Below are 19981 nucleotides of genomic sequence, written 5' to 3'. Positions count from 1 at the left end.
GATAGCCGGAATATTGCCATTTGTATGGCCTGTCACCGGGCCCCCGTTGCCCGGTTGGCGCCGCCTCCGCCCGGCCCGCCTCACGACCCCGCCACCTCCGGAACCCCCGCGGCGCCGTCATTTCGGTCGTTGTCAGACCCAGCGCCTAATCTGTGCATCGTGACTTCACCCGCGACACCGGACACCGCTCCGCCGCAGCTCAGCCCCGGGCCGCGGCCCGCCGTCGGCCCCGCGGCCGACGAGGGCCTGGCCCGTCGGCTGCGCGCCCTCGCCTGCACCGCCCCGCTGCACGACCTGGACGCGCGCAAGGCCAACCTCGCCGGTGAGTACACGGTGTACGGCATGGCGGAGGTCGCCCTCGCGGCCATCGACCTCGTCACGCTCACGATGGACTTCGACACCGGTGCCGACCACGACCAGGTGGTCGCCCGGCTGATCCCCCGTATCGCCGCCCAGGCCCCCCGTCGCCCGGTCACCGAGCACGAGCGCGTGGCGCGCTGGGTGCTGGAGAACCTGATCAACGTCGGCAGCGTGGACCGCGGTTTCCGCGCCGTCTACGGCACGTTCGCCCCGGACGGCACCTATGTCCGCCGCGACTACGACTTCAAGCTGATCGAGGAGGTCCCCGGACCCGGCGGCAGCGTCTACCTCAGGACGACGGACGAGGCGGTCAACGTCCTGGTCGGCGCCCTCGACACCGACGTCACCAGCGCCCAGATCGCCGCCGAGGTCAAGCTGGAGGTGCTGATCAACCGCGGGCGGCTCGCCGACGCCCAGCTCGCCGCCGAGCAGGCCCGCTACCGCACCGTGCAGTACTCCGAGTCGCTGCGCCGCGCCCTGGAGGCCACCCGGCGCAATGTCCGCGCGGTGGACTGGCTCACCGCCGTCCCCGACATGATCGCCGAGGCCCTCGACCACGTGGCCGACCGCTACCGCCACGAGAACGCGATCCTGACCAACATCCGCCGCGCCCGCGACGAGTCCGAGGACCCCGAGCAGAAGCGCCGCGCGGCCGAGCTGGTCGACATCGTCAAGGACTGCATCCGCCGCCACACCCAACTCCAGTCCCGTCTGCTGGAGGCCGGACCTCTGTTCCGCGCCGAGCAGGACCGCCAGGCGTTCGCCGCCCCCGCGCCCAGCGCCGGGATCGACCTCTACGGCCAGCTCGTCGCCCCGGTCCTCCCCCTGCCCCTGGACAGCGCCGTACGGGTCACGGACGCGTTCTTCCGGCGCGGCACGGGGCTGCGCACGCCGGTCTCCGTGCGCGTCGCCGACCTGGTCGACCTCCTGTTCACCCCGCCCGTGGAGCGCGAGCACCTGGGCGCCGAGATGCCCGAGCCCGACCTGATCGCCACCCCGGACGACAGCCGGTTCAGCGACGAACAGCTCGCGGCGGCGACCGAACTGCTGGACCTGCCGGCCGACGCCCCGCGCCGCCTGTCCGGGCTGCTCGCCGAGGCCCGGCGCACCGACCCCGAACTGCCCTACCTGGTGGCGCTGATGGCCGTCCACGCGGCCAGCCCGGCCGTCGGCACGGCGTATCGGCAGGGCGAGGAGAAGCTCCTCTTCGCGGTGGACGACGGCACCGAGCTGGACGACATCGAGTTCGGCGGCGCCGATCTGATCGTTGGCACGGCCCTGCTGGACGCCGCCGGGATGGCCGCCGACCGGACGGAGGCCGCGTGACGAAGCCACCGCCGGGCGCCCGCGCCCCGCTGACGGCCGGGCCCGCCGCTGCCCACGCCTCCTTGACGGCCGGGCACCCCGCTGCCCGCGCCCACCTGACGCCCGGGTCGGCCGCCCACGCCCGCGCCCCGCTGACGGTCGGGCCCGCCGCCCACGCCCGCGCCACCACCGTCGACGCCCCCGCCACCGCTGCCCCACCGTCCGCCGACCAGCACCGAGAGGAGCCCCGACCGTGAGCGAGTACGTCGACCGGAGCGAGCCGGACAGCGACGACGGCCCCTGGACCGGCGCCACCGCGCCCCACCCCACGGCGCCCCACACCGTGGCGACCCACGCCACGGCACCCCACACCGCCGCCCACCCCACCGCCGCCACCCCCGCGACCCCCACCCCCGTCACCCCCGCCGACGCCGCCGACGCCGCCCGGCTCGTGGCGTTCGGACTCCAGCCCAAGGTCCAGCCCGCCCGCGACCAGGAGTACGCGGAACTGCTGCGCCGCTACCGCGACGACCCGCCCTTCGCCCGGCTCGCGGACGCCGTCGCCACCGGCCTCGGACTGGTCGTGCTGGAGGTGTCCCCGCGCGCGGGCATGGCCGTGACGGCAGCCGAGGACTCGCTCTTCGCGGTCCGCATGGGCGACTACGCGCGCCGCGCGTCCGCCGACTCGGGCGACCGCTTCCTGCACGGCCTGGCCCATCTCGCCGTCGCCGCCCTGGCGTTCCCCCGCCCCGAGGACCTCGCCGACGACGCCTACATCGGCCGGGTCTCCGTCAACGGCGTCGACGCCTTCGTACGGCAGGCGTGCCGCCGTCTGGAGGAGCGCGCGGAGGAGACCGGCGAGAACACCGACCCGGCCACGGACGCGCCCGGCCTGGAGGCGGCCTGGCGGATCTGGGCCAGACGCAGCGCCACCGGGGCCACCAAGGACGCCCGCCGCCTCGCCGGTTCGACCACCGGCATCATCGGCAAGGCCGTCGCCTTCCTCACCGACTCCGGCTTCCTCCAGCGCACCGGCGACGACCACGGCGGCACGTACCGCACCACCGCCCGCTACCAGTTGCAGGTCCGTGACATGGCGGGCGGCGCGGCCATGGCCGAACTCCTCGACCTGGGCGTGGTCCCGGTCGCGGACGGCACGCCCACCCTGCTGCCCGCCCAGCCCGGCGACGACCTGGAGCTGGTGGCCGACGCCGGACTGCCCTTCCACTCCGCCCCCTGAACCCCGTACCGCCCCCCACCTGATCCACCCGTCAGCTTCCTCGAACTGACACTGACGACGATTCACGAGAGTCCGCCATGTACGAGCTGTCCCGGGTCCGCCTCTACTCCATCGGGCCGGCCGGTGCGCGTTACGCCGACACCGTGCTGGACCTGCGCGGAGTGGGTGCCGTGGTGCCCGATCCCGCGCCCACCCAGGCGGAGTTCTTCCAGGACGAGCCGTCCGGCCCGCCGCGCCGCCCCGCGCCCGCCGGGGTGCTCTTCCTGGAGAACGGCGGCGGCAAGTCCGTCCTGCTGAAGCTGATCTTCTCCGTGATGCTCCCGGGCCACCGCAACACGCTCGGCGGCGCCAGCTCCGGCGTGCTGCGCAAGTTCCTGCTCGCCGACGACTGCGGCCATGTGGCGCTGGAGTGGCAGCATGTGCAGACCGGTGAGTGCGTGGTCGTCGGCAAGGTCAGCGAGTGGCGCGGTCGCCAGGTCTCCAACGACCCGCGCAAGTTCGCCGAGGCGTGGTACTCGCTGCGCCCCGGCCCCGGGCTCACGCTGGACAACCTGCCGGTCGCCGAGGCCACCGCCGTACGCCCGCCCGTGGAGGGCGCCTCGGGCGCCCAGGGCCGCCGCCGCACCATGAAGGGCTTCCGGGACGCCCTCACCGAGGCCGGGAAGGCGTACCCGCATCTGGAGGTGCACTGGGAGGAGATCCACGACCGCTGGATCGAGCACCTCGGCGACCTCGGGCTCGACCCGGAACTCTTCCGCTACCAGCGGGAGATGAACGCCGACGAGGGCGAGGCCGCCGGACTCTTCGCCGTCAAGAAGGACTCCGACTTCACCGATCTGCTGCTCCGCGCGGTCACCGACACCCGGGACACCGACGGACTCGCCGACCTGGTCGGCGGTTTCGGCAACAAGCTGGGCCGCCGCGCCGAGCTGATCGCCGAACGCGACTTCACCGCCGGGTCCGTCGACCTCCTCGGCCGGATCGTGGAGGCCGCCCAGGTCCGCTCCCGCACCCGGGAGATCCACACCGCCGCCGAGCGCCGTACGCGCACCCTGGCCCGGCGGCTGTCCGCGCGGGGCGCCCAGGAGCGGGTCCGGGCCGCCGACCTCGCCCAGCGGGTCACGGCCGCCGCCCACGCCGTCACCCACGCCGAGAGCGCACGCGAGCGCAGCGCCCTGATCACCGCCGAACTCGCCTACCGGCACGCCTCCCTGGCGCTGGCCGGCGCCGAGAAGTCCGCCGCCGCCCAGAAGCGCGAACTCGCCGACGCGCGCACCCTGCACGCCGCCTGGCAGGCCGCCGAAGCCGTCCTCAGGCACCGCGCCGCCGCCGACCGTGTCGCGCGGGTCACCGCCGCCATCCAGGAGGCCGAACGCGACGCGGCCCCCGCCCTCGCCGCCCGGACCAGGGCCGCCGTGGACCTCGTACGGGCCCTGCACGCGGCGGTGGAAGGCGCCGAGGGCGTCGCCAACGAGGGGGAGGAGCGCTCCGCGGCCCTCCAGGAGGCGGGGGAGGCCGCGCACCGGGACGCCACCGCCGCGGCGACCGACGCGCAGCGCGCCCGCAGCGAGGCCGGGCATCTGCGCCAGCGGCTCACCGAGGTCGAGCAGGAGACCGCGGAGGCGGTCCGCGCGGGCTGGCTCGATGACAGCGCCCCCGACGCCGACCCGGCCCGCGCGGCGCTCGCCGCCAGCGACGCCGAGAAGTCGGCCGTCGCCGCCTGGGACGGCACACGCGAGGCGTCCCGCCGGGCGGCCGAGCAGGCGCGCGAGACGGCGTCCGCCGAGTCCCGCGCCGAGCTGACCGCCGCCCGCGCGGCGGACGCCGCCTCGGCGGCGGAGCGGTCCTACGAGGCCGAGCGGCGGCTCGCCGAGTCGCTGGCGGCGGAGGAGCGGCTGACAGAGCTGCTGGGACTGCCCGGGGCGGTGACCGGCGGGACGGGAGTGGTACCGGGCCCCCGCGCGGGCACCGCCGCCCCGATCGGAACCAACCGGTCCGCTCCCCACGCGCAGACGGACGACGAAACGGATGCGACCACCCCGGGCACCCGCCCGAGCGCCTCCCTAGGGACCCCGTCCCGCCAAGGCGCCCCCCTCACCGCCGAGGAACTCGACCGCTTCGCCGACGAGTTGCGCACCCTGCTCGACGACGCCGTGTCCGGCGCCGAACGGCAGCTGTTCGACCTGCGCACCGCCGCCGCCGACGACTCCCGCATCCTCGGCGCCCTGGGCGACGGCGGACTGCTGCCGCCCGGCCCCGACGTCCTGGCCACCGTCGAGTACCTTGGCGAGCACGGCATCCCCGCGCTGCCCGGCTGGCGCTATCTCGCCCAGGCCGTCGACCCCGCCGACCACGCCCGCGTCCTGTCCGCCCGGCCCGAGCTGGTCGACGGCGTGATCATCACCGACCCGGCGTCCCACGCCCGCGCCCGCGAGACCCTCGCCGAGGCCGCGCTGCTGCCCCGCTCCACCGTGGCCGTCGGCACCGCCGCCGCGCTGCTCGCCCCGACGCCCCCGGACCCGCACGGGGACGACGGCGGCGAACCGGGCGTGTTCCTCGTCCCGCCCAACCCCGCCATGCACGACGAACACGCCGCCGACGAGGAGCGGCAGGCACTGCGCGCGCGGGCCACCGCCCGTGACGAGGACATCCGCACCCTCGCCGCCCGGCTCGGCAAGGACCGCGAACTGGCCGCCCGGCTGGCGTCCTGGCGCACCGGCTGCCCCACCGGGCGGCTCACCGAGCTGGCGCGGGCCGCCGTCGAGGCGCGCGCCTTCGCCGAGGAGGCCGAGACCGAGCTGGCCGAGGCCCGCACCGCGCGGGCGGAGGCCGAGGAGGCCGCCGCCGAGGCCGCCCAGGTCCGTGACGAACGGCAGGAGGCCGCCCAGAAGGCCCGCAGGGCCGCCGACGCCCTCGCCGGACTCGCCTTCCGGCTCCGCGAACGCGCCGGCTGGCAGGTCAAGCTGCGTGAACTCGCCGACGAGGCCACCGAGTCCGAGGCCCGCGCCCAGAGCTGCCTGGACCGCGCGCGGGCCGCCGACGAGGACCGCCGCGCCGCCCAGCGCGCCGCCGACGACGCCCGCCGCACCGCGCGGGCCCTGCGCGCCGAGCGCGCCGAGATCGCGGGCGCCCCCGACGACGTACCCGAGGCGGACGGCGACACGCCCGAGGGTGCGCTGCCCGCGCTGCGTGAGGCGTACAGGGCCGCGTCCCAGGTGTACGAGAAGGTCGGCGTGGGCGCCGATCTGCGGGCCGAGCAGGCGCGGGCGGAGAGCGACGAGAGCGCCGCCCGCGCGGAGCTGGACCGGCTCAGCAACAAGGTCCGCACCCGCGCGGAGCAGCTCCTCCAGTCGCCGGACGGCTCCGACGGCCCCTCCCGGCAGGCCGCCGCCGCCCGCGCGGAGGAACTGGTGCAGCTCCTGGAGACCCGTATGTCCAGCGCCAGCGAGCAACTCGGCCGACTGCGCGGCGAGGCCGAACGCCACGCCCCGCAGGACGGCGAGGCACACACCGACCTCCCCGAGGAACTCCTCCCGCGCGACACCGAACACGCTCAGGCGCTGCTACGGACCGCCACGGCCGAACTCACCGCGCGCACCGAGGCCCTCGCCGAGTCCCGCGAGGCCCACGCCGAACTCCTCGACGCCCACCGCGCCGCCGAGGACGGGGCGGGCGGCTTCGACGAGACCGCCGCCCTGCTGCGCGACCTGCTGAGGGAACCCGCCGCCGGGGACGAGGACCGCGAGGACCCCGACCCCTACCCCGGCGGTCTGGAGGAGGCCCGCCGCTCCGCCGCCGACGCCCGCCGCTCACTGCGCGGCTGCGCCGCCGACCTGTCCGCCGCCGAGACCGGCGTCCGCGAGGCGAGCGACATCCTGGTCCGGCACGCCAACTCCACCCGCTACGAACAGGTGCGGACCCCGGCACGGCAGCAGATCCGCGAACTCCCGGCCGCCGCCCTGCCGGAGCACGCACAGAAGTGGGCCGACGCGTTCGCGCCCCGCCTCCGGGTGCTGACGGACGAGCTGGCGCAGCTCGAACGCAACCGTGACTCGATCGTGGACCGGCTGCGCGGACTGGTCGAATCCGCGCTGGCCACGCTCCGCTCCGCCCAGCGGCTGTCCCGGCTGCCGGAAGGGCTGGGGGAGTGGTCCGGCCAGGAGTTCCTGCGCATCCGCTTCGAGGAGCCGGACCAGGCGACGCTGACCGAGCGCCTCGGCGAGGTCATCGACGAGGCGACCCGCGCGGCCGTGAAGAAGAACTCCGATCTGCGGCGCGACGGCATGTCCCTGCTGCTGCGCGGGGTGGCCGCCGCCCTCCAGCCCAAGGGCATCGCCGTCGAGATCCTCAAACCGGACGCCGTGCTGCGCGCGGAGCGGGTGCCCGTCGGACAGATGGGCGATGTCTTCTCCGGCGGCCAGCTCCTCACCGCGGCCATCGCCCTCTACTGCACGATGGCCGCGCTCCGCTCCAACGACCGGGGCCGCGACAAGCAGCGGCACGCCGGGACGCTCTTCCTGGACAACCCCATCGGCCGCGCCAACGCGACCTATCTGCTGGAGCTCCAGCGGGCGGTGTCCGACGCGCTCGGCGTCCAGCTCCTCTACACCACGGGCCTCTTCGACACCACCGCCCTCGCGGAGTTCCCGCTGGTCATCCGGTTGCGCAACGACGCCGACCTCAGAGCGGGCCTGAAGTACATCAGCGTGGAGGAGCACCTGAGGCCGGGGCTGCCGCAGCAGCCGACGGCGGGGGAGTCGGTGCACAGCGAGATCACGGCGACGAGAATGTTCAGACGCCCGGCACCGGCGAACCCGTAGGCGGGCCTGGGGAGGCCGAGGACGCCTCACGGGGGAGGGGAGGCCCGCAGGCCGCGCCTTCTCCCTGGGGTCGCCCCTCCGCAGACGGCACTTGCTCCCCAGGGTCACCCCTCCGTAGGCCACGCCTATTCCCCAGGGTCACCCCTCCCCAGACCGCACCTGTACCCCAGAGCCACCCCTCCCCAGGGTCACCCTTCCGCAGGCCGCACCCCCTACCCCCACCACCTCACGCGTCCTCCCGCACCAGATCCGCGCACTTCTCCCCGATCGCCATCGTCGTGATGCACGGGTTCACACTCACCAACTCCGGCATCACGGACCCGTCCGCCACCCGCAGCCCCGCCACCCCCTTGACCCGCAACCGCGCGTCCAGCGGGGCCAGGGCGTCCGTACCGGACCCCATCCGCACCGTGCACGACGGGTGGTACACGGTGTTGTGCGTCTTGCGGAGATAGTCGACCAACTCGTCGTCCGACCGCACGTCCGGTCCTGGCGCCAGCTCCGCCCCCGCCCAGCCGCTCAGCGCGGGCTGCCCGGCGATCCTCCGCGCCAGCCGCAGCCCGTACGTCATCACCCGGACGTCGTGCTCATGCGTGAAGTACCGGGGATCGACCCGGGGCTTGTCCCGGAAGTCGCGGGTCCGCAGCCGTACCGTGCCGCGCGAGCGGGCCCGCGTGACGTTCGGGGTGAGACAGAACGCGTTCTCGGCGGTCGGATATCCCCAGCGCACGGTGTTCATGTCGAACGGCACGCTGCCGTAGTGGAACATCAGATCCGGCCGGTCAAGCCCCGGTTCGGTGTCGTAGAAGATGCCCGCCTCCCACCACTGGCTGGAAGTGGTGGGCATCGGCTGCCGGGCCTCCCACATGATGACGCCCTCGGGATGGTCCTGGAGGTTCGCGCCGACACCGGGCGCGTCCACGGCCACCTCGACACCGACCTCCCGCAGATGCGCGGCCGGTCCGATGCCGGACAGCATCAGCAGTTTCGGGGAGTCGATCGCCCCGCACGACACGATCACCTCGCGCCGGGCCCGGACCGTCCGGGTGTGGATCAGATCGGGGTCGAGATACGCGGCGCCGACACAGCGCCGCCCCTCCAGGACCAACCGCTTGGCGCGCACGCCGGTACGGACCGTGAGGTTGGGCCGCCGCCCCAACACCGGGTGGAGGTACGCCACCGACGACGACTGCCGGACGTTGCGTTCGTCGGCGTTGATCTGGAACCAGCCCGCGCCCCGCACCACCGTCGCCCCGGTGTTGAAGCCGACGGTCGGTATCCCGGCCTGCGCGCACGCCGCCAGCAGCGCGGTCCCGCAGGGGTCGGCGCCCTTGAGGGTACGGAGCTTGACCGGACCGGTACGGCCATGGTGGTCGCCGGGGGCGTCGCTGGACTCCAGCCGCCGGTAGAGCGGGAAGACGTCCGCCGCGCCCCAGCCCGTACACCCGGCCGCCGCCCAGGCGTCGAGATCCTCGGCCGGGGCCCAGAACGCGATGCAGGAGTTGTGCGAGGAACACCCGCCCAGCACCCTCGCCCGCGCGTGCCGCAGATGACTGTTGCCCTCGGGCTGGGGCTCGACCGGATAGTCCCAGTCATAACCGGACTCCAGCAGCCCCATCCACCGTTCGAGCTTCAGTACGTCGTCGTCTCCCACGTCGCTCGGACCGGCCTCCAGCACACAGACCGTGACGGACGGATTCTCGGAGAGCCGCGCGGCGACGACATTCCCGGCGGTGCCGCCACCCACGACGACATAGTCGAACTCGGCGTCGGACGGCTGGTCGAACTCGTCTTCGGACATGGGGGATGACCTCCTTGAACGATCGTTCAGGCGGCGTCTGCCCTGCCCGGAGCGGTACATGCCTGGTCCCGGGGTGCGCCGGGCCCGACCGGACAAGCCGTCACCTCAACTCCGCCCCGTCCCCGAGCCGGCGCTTGTGGCCCGGCCCGTCACTTCAACTCCGCCCCGTCCCCGGAGCGGCGCCTGCGGACTGACCCGTCACCTCACCCCCGTCCCTGCTCCCGTCCCGTCGGCCTCCTCCGCCCGCCCCTGATCGAGCCGGTGCTCCACCAGCACCCCCGTCCGATGCCGCTGCACGAACCAGTAGTAGGCGAAGCCCCCACCCGCGATGATCGCGACGAACAGCACCGCGCCCCAGCGCAGATACCAGTGGAAGGGCGCACTGGCGTTGTAGATCGCGGCCCGCGGCCACATCAGATTGACCGTCATCGCCACCCCCCACAGCACCGCGACCACATTGACCGGCAGCCCCCAGCGCCCCAGCGAGAACCGCCCGCCGCCGGCTGGCTGCCAGCGCCCTCGCAGCCGCGCCACCAGCATCGGCACGGTCACGCCCAGATAGGCGAGGTAGACCATGATGATGCCGATGCTGGTCACGACGGTGATGATCTGCGGCTGACGGATGTTGACCACCAGGATCGCCAGCGCCAGCACCCCGATCACCACCGCGGGCAGCACCGGCGTCTGGAAGCGCGGGCTGACCCGGGCGAGCAGCCGGGACGCGGGCAGGTTGTTGTCCCGGGCCATGGCGAACGCCAGCCGGATCGCCGCCGTGTGCACGGCCAGGGCGCACACCGTCACCGCGATCAGCACACACCACAGCATGCCCTTGCCCGCCGTCGAGCCGAGCACATCGAGCACGATGTACTGGAGCCCGCCGACCGACAACTGCTCCCCGTTCAGCGAGGACACGCTCATCAGCGCCAGCAGCAGCACCAGCCCGCCGAGGAGGAACGAGGCGACGATCGCGCGGATGATCGCGCGTGGCGCGTTGCGCGACGGATCGAGGCACTCCTCACCGAGCGACGACGCCGTGTCGAAGCCGTACATGACATACGCCGAGGCCAGCGACGCCACCAGGAACGCGCCGAGATAGCCACCCGGCTGCCCCGCCCCCGTGCCCTGGGTATCCAGCACGACCTGCGGACCACGCGTGATATGCACCGCGAGCAGCACGATCAGTACGACGGTGGCGACCAGCTCGATGAACACGCCCGCGGTGTTGATCCGCGCCATGAGTCTGACGCCGAACGCGTTCACCAGTGTGGTGAACAGGATCAACACCGCCGCCAGGACGACCGCGTTGGTCGCCACGTCGTACTTTCCGGTGCCGTCCCCAATGATCTGGAACGCGTCGGATATCTGCGGCAGCGTCAGCTGGTACGCCAGCGCCACCGCCGCGATGGAGACGATCGACGCCACCAGCATCAGCCATCCGGCCAGCCAGCCGAGGTGCGGGTTGCCCACCCGTTTCGACCAGTTGTAGACGGAGCCCGCGATGGGATGGCGAGCCGCCAGCTCCGCGAAGCACAGGGCGACCAGGAACTGGCCGACGAAGACCATCGGCCATGACCACCAGTAGGCGGGGCCACCGCTGGCGTAGCCGAAGTAGAACAGCTGGAAGGTGCCGGTGAGGATGGAGATGTAGCTGATTCCGGCGGCGAAGGTGTGGAAGTTGCCCAGGGTGCGCTTCAGTTCGGGCTTGTAGCCGAACTCGGCGAGTTCGATGTCGTCCTGCTCGGGTGGCTGGGCGGTGGAGGTCATGGGGGTCTCCTGGGTTGGAGCGTCGGGTGGGGGAGGAGGGGTGTGGTGTGGTGTGGAGCGGTCATCCGTCGTGGGCCGGGTTTCCGGATAGCCGGGCGGGACTGGTCACCCGGAGTGGGCGGGACCGGCCGGGACCGGCCTCATGTACGCGGCGCGACAGGGTCGCACCGAAGTCAGCCGGGATTCGGCCGAGATCCCAGCGAGATCCGGGCCAGATCCGAGCGAGATCCGAGCGAGATCCGAGCGAGATCGGGGCCAGATCCGAGCGAGATCGGGCGGCATCCAGACAAGATTCGGGCGGGATTCAGACGAGGGTCAAGCGAACCAACCCTGCGCCGAAGGAGCCATGTTGCGCCAGATGTGTTTCGATTCCCGGTACTCAGCGAGCCCCGTGGGCCCGAGTTCCCGCCCGACCCCCGACTGTTTGAAGCCGCCCCACTCCGCCTGCGGCACATACGGGTGATAGTCGTTGATCCACACCGTGCCCAGCCGCAACGCCCCCGCGACCCGGGCCGCCCGTGCCTCGTCACGGGTCCACACCGCCCCGGCGAGTCCGTAGACCGTGCTGTTGGCGAGCCGCACCGCCTCGGCCTCGCCGCCGAACCGCTCCACGGTCAGCACCGGCCCGAAGGACTCCTCCTGGACCACCGACATCCCGGCCGCGCACTGGTCCAGCACCGTCGGCAGATAGTAGAAGCCCTGGTCAAGGGCAGGGTCGTCGGGCCGGGCACCGCCGCAGCGCAGCACCGCGCCCTCCGACACACCCCGCGCCACATACGCCTCCACCTTCGCCCGGTGGGCCGCCGAGATCAGCGGCCCGGTCTGCGCCAGCTCGTCGAACGGCCCGCCCAGCCGGATGTCCCGCGCCCGCCGCACCACCTCCGCCACGAACCGCTCATGCAGCGAATCCGCCACCAGCAGCCGGGCGCCCGCCGAACAGACCTGCCCGGAGTGCAGGAAGACCGCGGTAAGCGCCATGTCGACGGCCGCCTCGAAGTCGGCGTCGCCGAACACGATGTTGGGGTTCTTGCCACCGAGTTCCAGGGCGACCTTCTTCACCGTGCCCGCCGCTGCGGCCATCAGCAGACGCCCGGTGCGCAGTCCGCCGGTGAAGGAGAGCAGGTCGACATCGGGGTGCTCGGCGAGCGGGGCACCCGCCTGAGGACCGGCCCCGAGCACCAGATTCCCGGTGCCCGGCGGTAGCCCCGCCTCCTGGAGCAGCCGCATCAGATGGATCGCGGTGTGCGGTGTCAGCTCACTCGGTTTCAGCACGAACGCGTTGCCCGCCGCCAGCGCCGGGGCGACCTTCCAGGCGGTCTGGAGCAGGGGATAGTTCCATGGCGTGATCAGCGCGCACACCCCGACCGGTTCGTAGACCACCCGGCTGTCCACGTCCGGCCGCCCGGTGTCCACCACCCGCCCGGGGTCGGCGGTGGCCAGCCGGCCGAAGTAGCGGAAGCAGTTCGCCACGTCATCGATGTCGTAACCGCTCTCCACCAGCCGCTTCCCGGTGTCCAGCGACTCGGCGCGGGCCAGCGCGTCCTTGTCGCGGACCAGCAGACCGGCGACCCTCAGCAGCAGTTCCCCGCGCTCGGCGGCGGACGTACCGGACCAGCGCCCGGAGTCGAACGCCCGCCGGGCCGCGTCGATGGCCGACACGGTGTCCTTGCCGTCGGCCTCGTCGACCACGGCCACCAGCGAACCATCGGCCGGACACCGGATCTCCCGCGTACCACCGCCGACCGCGGCCCGCCAGTCGCCGTCGATGAACAGATCAGGCATGGCTGTCTCCTGGCTCGTACGTGAGGATCGCGGTTGTGGGGCTGCTTCCCCGTTTCGGCCCGACTGAACGGACGACTCCGAACCGACGACCCCCGCCCCCGGCGACAGCCGCCGCCACCCACCCACGCCGCCGAACCGCTGCCCTGGAATCCACACAGCCGAGCCGACGAAGACGTTGCCACCCACGACGACGATGACGACGGCTACGACCCCGACGAACCCCCGAACCGCGCCGGATCGAAGAGCCCGATGGGATGCCGAGTGGCCCCGCCGAGCGCGAGATCGGCCAGAATCTCACCGACCACCGGCACGAACTTGAACCCGTGCCCCGAGAACCCGCAGGCCACGGTGACCGACTCGGGATGCAGGGGATGCCGCGCGATCACGAAGTGCTCGTCGGGAGTCGTGGAGTACATACAGGTCGCGGCCCGCACGAACCGGCCCGCCAGATCCGGGATGCGATCAGCCATGTACGCGGCCATGGCCTGGATCTCGTCCCCGTGAACCACCCGGTCGAGAGTCTCCGGCGTCAGGGGCGGCATCGGCGCGTCGCCCGTTCCGCCGTCGTCCGCCACCCTCGAACCCCCCGTCTTCTCCGCTGTGTTGGTCGCTCCCTTCCGGAAGAACGCCACTTTGACGCCTTCCTCGGGCCCGTCGATGGCCGGAAAACCATAGACCTGAACGCCGTCCGGGTCCTCCCACACATAGATGGGCTGCCGCTCCGGGCGGAAGGGCTCGATCCCGTGCCGCGGCTGGAACCAGTACATGACCTGCCGCTCGACCCTGATCGGCACCCCGAGATCGGCGAGCAGCCCCGGTGCCCAGGCCCCCGGACAGATCACCAGCTGACCCGCGGTGTACGTGCCCCGGGCGGTCCGCACCCGCACCCCGTCCCGGTACGGCTCCCATCTCTCCACCGGTTCCTCGAAACGCAGATCGGCGCTCTGCCGGGCGGCCAGCTGGAGATGGGCGGCGACCGTGTCCTCGGGCTTCAGCAGCCCGGCCCTGCGCTCGTACAACGCCACTTCGTCATCGCGCGGCGCCAGCGTCGGGAACCGGCGGCGGATCTCCTTGGCGTCCAGCATCTCGTGCGGCAGCCCCCACTCCTGGGCCGACCGCAGCGAGCCCGCGACGGTACGGCACTCCGGGCGCCCCACCATCACACCCCCGCCGAGGATCGCGATCTCCCGTCCGGCGGTCCGCTCCAGATCGTCGTACAACTCGTACGCCCGCAGCAGCAGCGGCACATACGCCGGGTCCTCGAAGTACGACTGCCGGGTGATCCGCGAACCGCCGTGACTGGACCCCTGCCGGTGCACCGGCCCGAACTTCTCCAGCCCGAGTACCCGCGCTCCTCGTGCGGAGAGGTGGTGCGCGGCGGCACTGCCCATCCCACCGAGTCCGACGACGATGACGTCGTAGGCGTCCGCGGAGGCCAAGGTGTCTCCTCACTTCGCTGTACGTGCCCGCCCGTTCCCAACCGGGCATGACTCATTGATGCCGATGCCGATGCCGATGCCGATGTCCATCCCGATGGGCGTGAGTGGCGGAACGCTGAAGCGCCCAGAATCCGGCAGAGAGTCGACATGATCGGCCGGAATTGAACCCTAATCGGTCTTCGCGCCACGGAATCGACCCCCTCGCGCAGCCCAGCGACCTCCTGTCCGCCCAGTCTGTCTGCCCTGTCCGTCCCGCCCGCTCAGGAATGTGCCCGCTCAGGAATGTGCCCGCTCAGGAATGTGAGAGTCGCCCGGCGTTCCCGGGCCTGCGTATCCGTTCCTGTGAACGCGCCGCCGCCCGTGCCTGGCGGCGGGCCCGCCGCCGCTCTCGGCGCAGACTGCGCGCGGTGCTGCTGGGCACGGAGACCACTCCGTTGCGCTGGTACCAGACCTGTCGGGTCACCCATACGTCCAGCACACTCCAGGTCGCCACGACCGTGCTGACCACGCTGCTGATGAGCATCGGGAACGCCAGCCAGGACCCGGCCAGTGTGCTCAGCACCGTGACCATCGCCTGTATGAGCGTCACCGAGATGATCAGTACCGCCCGGACGGCCGAGGTCCGCACCGGATCGGGCAGCCGTCGCCGTTTGGCGGTCTCCTCCACCCACAGCGGCCGGTACCCGACCTGTGTCTCGGCCCTGACCGAAGCGGCGGCACGCTGCCCAACCGCACCCGTGTTTGCACCCGCACCCGTATACGCACTCGCACTCGTGCCCACGCCCGCCCCCGCGTCGTCGGTACCGACTGTCGAGACCATCTCCGCCCGCCCGCCCGAGATCACGCCCGCCCCCGTCCTCACCGGGTCACCGTGATCCGGCGCCCGCAGCCCACCGCGCGACTGCTCGATCCCGGCCCCCGAGCCGTCCTCGGGCGCCTCCTGCCGCTGCGCCGTGCCCATCATCGTGTCACTCCCCACCGCCTCGCCGACCGCCTGCCCCGGCCCGAAGGACCAGCCCACAGTGGCTGCCCGGCTTGCGCTGATTTACGCCGCCAGGGGGCGGGATACGGCTCGTGTGGCCGATTCCGTCCCCATTTCCCATAGAGAAGGACGAACGAGGCGCCTCGAAGATTCCCTCGCATCGAAAACTTCCGGCCAACACCGGATGTCACAGAGTCGTCCCGATCCGTCCGGTGACAACCGTGGTGGCGCACACAATCTCCCGCAATGACCGGACAACTCCCCCTGTCTTGTCCCGGCTTGTCGCAGCGGTGGACGTTCGGCCTCCGGATGGCTCTTCGAGTTACCTGTGTGTCGGTAGTAGGCTCGCGCCGTTTGTTGACGCACTTATGACCCCCTTCCGGTGGGGGTTGTCGCTGGGGGAGGCCATGCGCTTTCGCGGGAAGTCCATCCGCAGGAAGATCGTGGCGCTGCTGCTCGTGCCCTTGATCTCCATGACCGCGCTGTGGGCCTTCGGCATGGTGCTCACGGGCCGGGAGGCCAGCGGACTGTTCACCGCCTCGGCCGTAGTCGAGGACGTCGGCTATCCGACCGAGGACACCGTGCGGGTACTCCAGCAGGAGCGCCGCCAGACGCTTGTGCACCTGGCCGATCCCCGTGACTCCGACGGTCTCGCCGCGCTCCGCCGCACCCGCGCCGCCACCGACGCGGCCGTGGGCGAACTGCGCAAGAACGCGGACGACCCCGGTATCCGCGACGCCATGGGCACCGCCACCGGCGACCGGCTGACCACGGTCCTCGAAGCCTTCGACGGGATCTGGTCGCTGCGCCGCAGCGTCGAGGACGGCACGGTCAATCGCAGCCAGGCCCTCGACCTCTACAACCGGCTGATCGACCCGTGCTACACCCTGCTCACCAACCTCCACGCGGTCGAGGACGTCGAACTCGACAAGCAGTACCGCGCACTCGTCGGACTCTCCCGCGCCCGGGAACTCCTCGCCCGCGAGGACGCCCTGCTCGGCTCCGCACTCGTCGTCGGCAGCCTCTCCGCCGCCGAGCTCCGCGACATCACCGACCTCGTCGCCCAGCGCAGCCTGACCTACGACGTCAACCTCCCCTTGCTGCCCTCCGCCGAACGCGACCGCTACGACCGCTTCTGGAAGAACGCCGACACCGCCCCGCTCCGCGTCGCCGAGGAGTCCGCCCTCGCCTCCGGCACCGGCACCCCGCGCAGTGTCGACGCCGGTGACTGGGACGAGGCCGCCGGCAAGGTCCTCGACCAGCTCGGCACCCTCAACGACGAGGCGTCCGACCGCTATCAGGACCGCGTCCGCCCCATCGCCACCGGTGTCATCGTCCGCGTCGCCTTCTCCGCCGCCCTCGGAGTGGCCGCACTGCTCCTCTCCCTCGTCGTGTCCGTACGGATCGGCCGCGCCCTCATCCGCGATCTGCGCCAGCTGCGTCTGGACGCGCACGAAGCGTCCGGCGTGCGGCTCCCCAGCGTGATGCGCCGCCTCTCCGCGGGCGAACAGGTCGACGTGGAGACCGAGGTCCCGCGCCTGGAGTACGACAGGAACGAGATCGGCGAGGTCGGCCAGGCCCTCAACACGCTCCAGCGCGCCGCCGTGGAAGCCGCCGTCAAGCAGGCCGAACTCCGCTCCGGGGTCTCCGAGGTCTTCGTCAATCTCGCCCGCCGCAGCCAGGTCCTGCTGCACAAGCAGCTCACGCTCCTCGACACGATGGAACGCCGCACCGAGGACACCGAGGAACTCGCCGACCTCTTCCGCCTCGACCACCTCACCACCCGTATGCGCCGCCACGCCGAGGGCCTCGTGATCCTCTCCGGCGCCGCCCCCTCCCGGCAGTGGCGCAAGCCGATCCAGCTCATGGACGTGGTCCGCGCCGCCGTCGCCGAGGTCGAGGACTACGAGCGCATCGAGGTCCGCCGACTGCCCCGGACCGCCGTCACCGGACCGGCCGTCGCCGACCTCACCCATCTCGTCGCCGAACTCCTGGAGAACGCCACCGTGTTCTCCCCGCCCCACACCGCCGTCCAGGTGGTCGGCGACCGGGTGGCCAACGGCTTCACCCTGGAGATCCACGACCGTGGACTGGGCATGGCGGCCGAAGCGCTGCTGGACGCCAATCTGCGGCTCGCCGAGACCCCCGAGTTCGAACTCTCCGACACCGACCGCCTCGGCCTCTTCGTCGTCAGCCGCCTGGCCCAGCGCCAGAACGTCCGGGTCTCCCTCCAGACCTCCCCGTACGGCGGCACCACCGCCGTCGTCTTCATCCCCGACGCGCTGCTCACCGACGAGGTGCCCGACACCAACGGCACGGGCTTCCGGCTCGACCGGCCCCGCCCGGCCAAGGACGCTCTCCACGCCGATCCGTCCCAGCGGCCGGTCCAGCTCCCGGGCCTGCCCGCCTCCCTCCTCGACGGCCCCGTCGAACTGGAGGCCCCCGTCGGCCTCGACGCGATCCAGGACTTCCCCGGCGCGCTCGGTGACGACGACACCGAACGCGGCGGCATCTTCCGCCCCCGCTCCTTCCTCCGCGACGACGACCTCACCCGCACACCGGGCGGGGTCCCGGGACCCCGCGGCGCCACGGACCCGGACGACGCCGACGACACCGGCGCCCCGCTTCCGCTGCCCCGCCGCCACACCCCGAAGCTGGTCAGCTCCCACGGCCGCCCCGTCAACGACCAGCGCACCCGCCGCCCGAGCACCCCGGAGAGCACCGCGTCGGCCCCCGCACGCCCCGGCCCCGACGACCCCGCGACACCGCTCCCGGCCCGCCGCCGCGACACCGGACCCGTACGCCGCACGACGGCCGGGCCGACGGGAGCCATCGGCGCCGGACACGGCCCCGAGCGCCCCGACCTCGCGGGCGGCCCGTCCGCCGATCCGCCCGCGGGACCCCCCGCCCTGCCCCGCCGGGCCCGAGACACCACCGACCCGGACCGGACGACCACCGGCCCCATCGGCACCGGAACCCCGGACGGCGGCGACGGCGACCCCGCCGAACTGCTCGGCGCGCACCGCTTCCGAGGCACCGGCGACGCCCGCGACGGCACAGCCCCGCACGCCGGAGACAGCCCCGACGGCGGCGCGGGCCGACCCGAGAGCCGGAACCCGCGCGGCGACGACACCTTCCGCACCACCGGCAGCAGCCCTCGCGCGGACGGCCTCCGGGGCATCGGCGACGCCCGCCCGGCGAACCCGCTCCCCTTCACCGGCACCCACCGCCACCCCGCCGCCCCGAGCGGCCCGCGGCGTACGGGGCCCACCCCGCCGAGCCTGGCGGCGCCGGGTTCCGCACAGCCCGCCCCCACCGGCGCACCGGGTGACGCCACCGAAGGCACCCCCACCGACCTGGGCGCCCTTCCCCGCCGGGTCCGACAGGCCAACCTGGCCCCCCAACTGCGCAACATCCCCGAACGGCGTACCGAGACCCCCGCCGCACCTGACGAGCGGGACGCCGACGAGGTCCGCAGCCGCATGGCCTCGCTCCAGCGAGGCTGGCAGCGCGGCCGTGAGGAGAACGCCGCGGGCGACGAGCCCCAGAGCGGCACAGCACCACAAGGAACGACAAAGGGGGACGGTCGATGACCGCACCGAAGCCGACCGGCCACTCCACCAGCAACCGGTCGGGGGAGCTGAACTGGCTCCTCGACGACCTGGTGGACCGCGTCGCCAGCATCCACAAGGCCGTCGTGCTCTCCGGCGACGGCCTGGCCACCGGAGTGTCCAAGGACCTCACCCGGGAGGACGGCGAGCACCTCGCCGCCGTCGCCTCCGGCTTCCACAGCCTCGCCAAAGGCGTGGGCCGCCACTTCGACGCCGGGAGCGTCCGGCAGACGGTGGTCGAGCTGGACGACGCCTTCCTGTTCGTCACCGCGGCCGGCGACGGCAGCTGTCTCGCCGTGCTCTCCGACGCCGACTCCGATGTGGGCCAGGTCGCCTACGAGATGACGCTGCTCGTCAAGCGGGTCGGTGTACATCTGGGCGCCGCTCCGCGCACCGATCTGTCCGCGGGCGGGTAGTGGGATGACATGAGCGCAGACGGTGAGGCAAGAAGCCACTGGTTCGACGACGACGCCGGACCGGTGGTCCGCCCGTACGCGATGACCCGTGGCCGTACCCGGCACGCGGCCCAGCATCGGCTCGACCTGATCGCGGTGGTCGTCGCGGAACCGCACACGGACGACCCCGACACCGACGCTTCGCTGTCCCCGGAGCACGTGGACATCGTCGACCTGTGCCGCCGGGCCCCCCAGTCGGTCGCGGAACTCGCCGCCGAACTCAATCTGCCGATCGGCGTGGTACGGGTCCTCGTCGGCGACCTTGTGGACAGCGGCCTCGTCCATGTGAACCGCCCGGTGCCGCCCGCCGAACTGCCGGACGAGAGTGTGCTGCGCGATGTGATCAACGGCCTCCGGGCGCTCTGACCGGGCACCCGGAGGCGCGGACCGGCCACCGGCCGCGCCTCCGCCGACCTGCTCAG

12 protein-coding genes are annotated in these 19981 nt (G+C 72.9%); 7 read left to right on the top strand and 5 right to left on the bottom strand.

Annotated elements, in window-relative coordinates; translation table 11 throughout:
• Window positions 1-159 precede the first annotated feature (159 nt).
• The 4 genes from AB0D49_RS40040 to AB0D49_RS40025 all read left to right on the top strand — a co-directional run bounded on the left by AB0D49_RS40040 (window position 160) and on the right by AB0D49_RS40025 (window position 7725).
• The gene (locus AB0D49_RS40040) at window positions 160-1686 is read left to right on the top strand and encodes a hypothetical protein (RefSeq protein ID WP_362768608.1); all 1527 of its coding nucleotides are present in this window, start codon (window positions 160-162) and stop codon (window positions 1684-1686) included.
• The gene (locus tag AB0D49_RS40035; RefSeq protein ID WP_362768605.1) at window positions 1683-1922 is read left to right on the top strand and encodes a hypothetical protein; all 240 of its coding nucleotides are present in this window, start codon (window positions 1683-1685) and stop codon (window positions 1920-1922) included. Before AB0D49_RS40040 ends, AB0D49_RS40035 begins: the two co-directional genes overlap by 4 nt.
• A gap of 86 nt (window positions 1923-2008) precedes the next feature.
• Window positions 2009-2905, top strand: coding sequence for a hypothetical protein (locus tag AB0D49_RS40030; RefSeq protein WP_362768644.1), 897 nt, complete (start codon window positions 2009-2011; stop codon window positions 2903-2905).
• 77 nt (window positions 2906-2982) lie between these two features.
• The gene (locus AB0D49_RS40025) at window positions 2983-7725 is read left to right on the top strand and encodes a hypothetical protein (protein ID WP_362768602.1); all 4743 of its coding nucleotides are present in this window, start codon (window positions 2983-2985) and stop codon (window positions 7723-7725) included.
• Window positions 7726-7951: 226 nt separating this feature from the next.
• Here AB0D49_RS40025 and AB0D49_RS40020 read toward each other — a convergent pair whose 3' ends face one another.
• The 5 genes from AB0D49_RS40020 to AB0D49_RS40000 form a co-directional block, all read right to left on the bottom strand.
• On the bottom strand, window positions 7952-9526 hold the full coding sequence (locus AB0D49_RS40020) for a GMC family oxidoreductase N-terminal domain-containing protein (RefSeq protein ID WP_362768599.1): 1575 nt from the start codon (window positions 9524-9526) through the stop codon (window positions 7952-7954).
• A gap of 198 nt (window positions 9527-9724) precedes the next feature.
• Window positions 9725-11290 (bottom strand): amino acid permease, encoded by a 1566-nt coding sequence (locus tag AB0D49_RS40015; protein ID WP_362768596.1) that lies wholly within the window; start codon window positions 11288-11290, stop codon window positions 9725-9727.
• A gap of 315 nt (window positions 11291-11605) precedes the next feature.
• On the bottom strand, window positions 11606-13072 hold the full coding sequence (locus AB0D49_RS40010; protein ID WP_362768593.1) for an aldehyde dehydrogenase family protein: 1467 nt from the start codon (window positions 13070-13072) through the stop codon (window positions 11606-11608).
• Window positions 13073-13275: 203 nt separating this feature from the next.
• A complete protein-coding gene (gene solA, locus AB0D49_RS40005) occupies window positions 13276-14511 on the bottom strand; it encodes an N-methyl-L-tryptophan oxidase (RefSeq protein ID WP_362768590.1) in 1236 nt (411 codons plus the stop codon).
• Between the two features lie 292 nt (window positions 14512-14803).
• Complete coding sequence (locus tag AB0D49_RS40000; RefSeq protein WP_362768642.1) at window positions 14804-15472, bottom strand: hypothetical protein; 669 nt, start codon at window positions 15470-15472, stop codon at window positions 14804-14806.
• 428 nt (window positions 15473-15900) lie between these two features.
• Here AB0D49_RS40000 and AB0D49_RS39995 point away from each other — a divergent pair, with 428 nt between their 5' ends.
• From AB0D49_RS39995 to AB0D49_RS39985, 3 genes are read left to right on the top strand one after another with little or no spacing between them, the layout of a single operon-like run.
• Entirely contained in the window at window positions 15901-19086 is a 3186-nt protein-coding gene (locus AB0D49_RS39995) for a nitrate- and nitrite sensing domain-containing protein (protein ID WP_362768588.1), read from the top strand.
• Entirely contained in the window at window positions 19083-19520 is a 438-nt protein-coding gene (locus AB0D49_RS39990) for a roadblock/LC7 domain-containing protein (protein ID WP_362768585.1), read from the top strand. Before AB0D49_RS39995 ends, AB0D49_RS39990 begins: the two co-directional genes overlap by 4 nt.
• A gap of 9 nt (window positions 19521-19529) precedes the next feature.
• The gene (locus AB0D49_RS39985; RefSeq protein ID WP_362768582.1) at window positions 19530-19925 is read left to right on the top strand and encodes a DUF742 domain-containing protein; all 396 of its coding nucleotides are present in this window, start codon (window positions 19530-19532) and stop codon (window positions 19923-19925) included.
• Window positions 19926-19981: the final 56 nt, after the last annotated feature.

Origin of the sequence: Streptomyces sp. NPDC048290 (assembly GCF_040652095.1) — a bacterium.
Classification (GTDB): domain Bacteria; phylum Actinomycetota; class Actinomycetes; order Streptomycetales; family Streptomycetaceae; genus Streptomyces.
The sequence above is the reverse complement of the archived record's forward strand: the minus strand, read 5'-3'. Positions and strand labels throughout refer to the sequence as shown.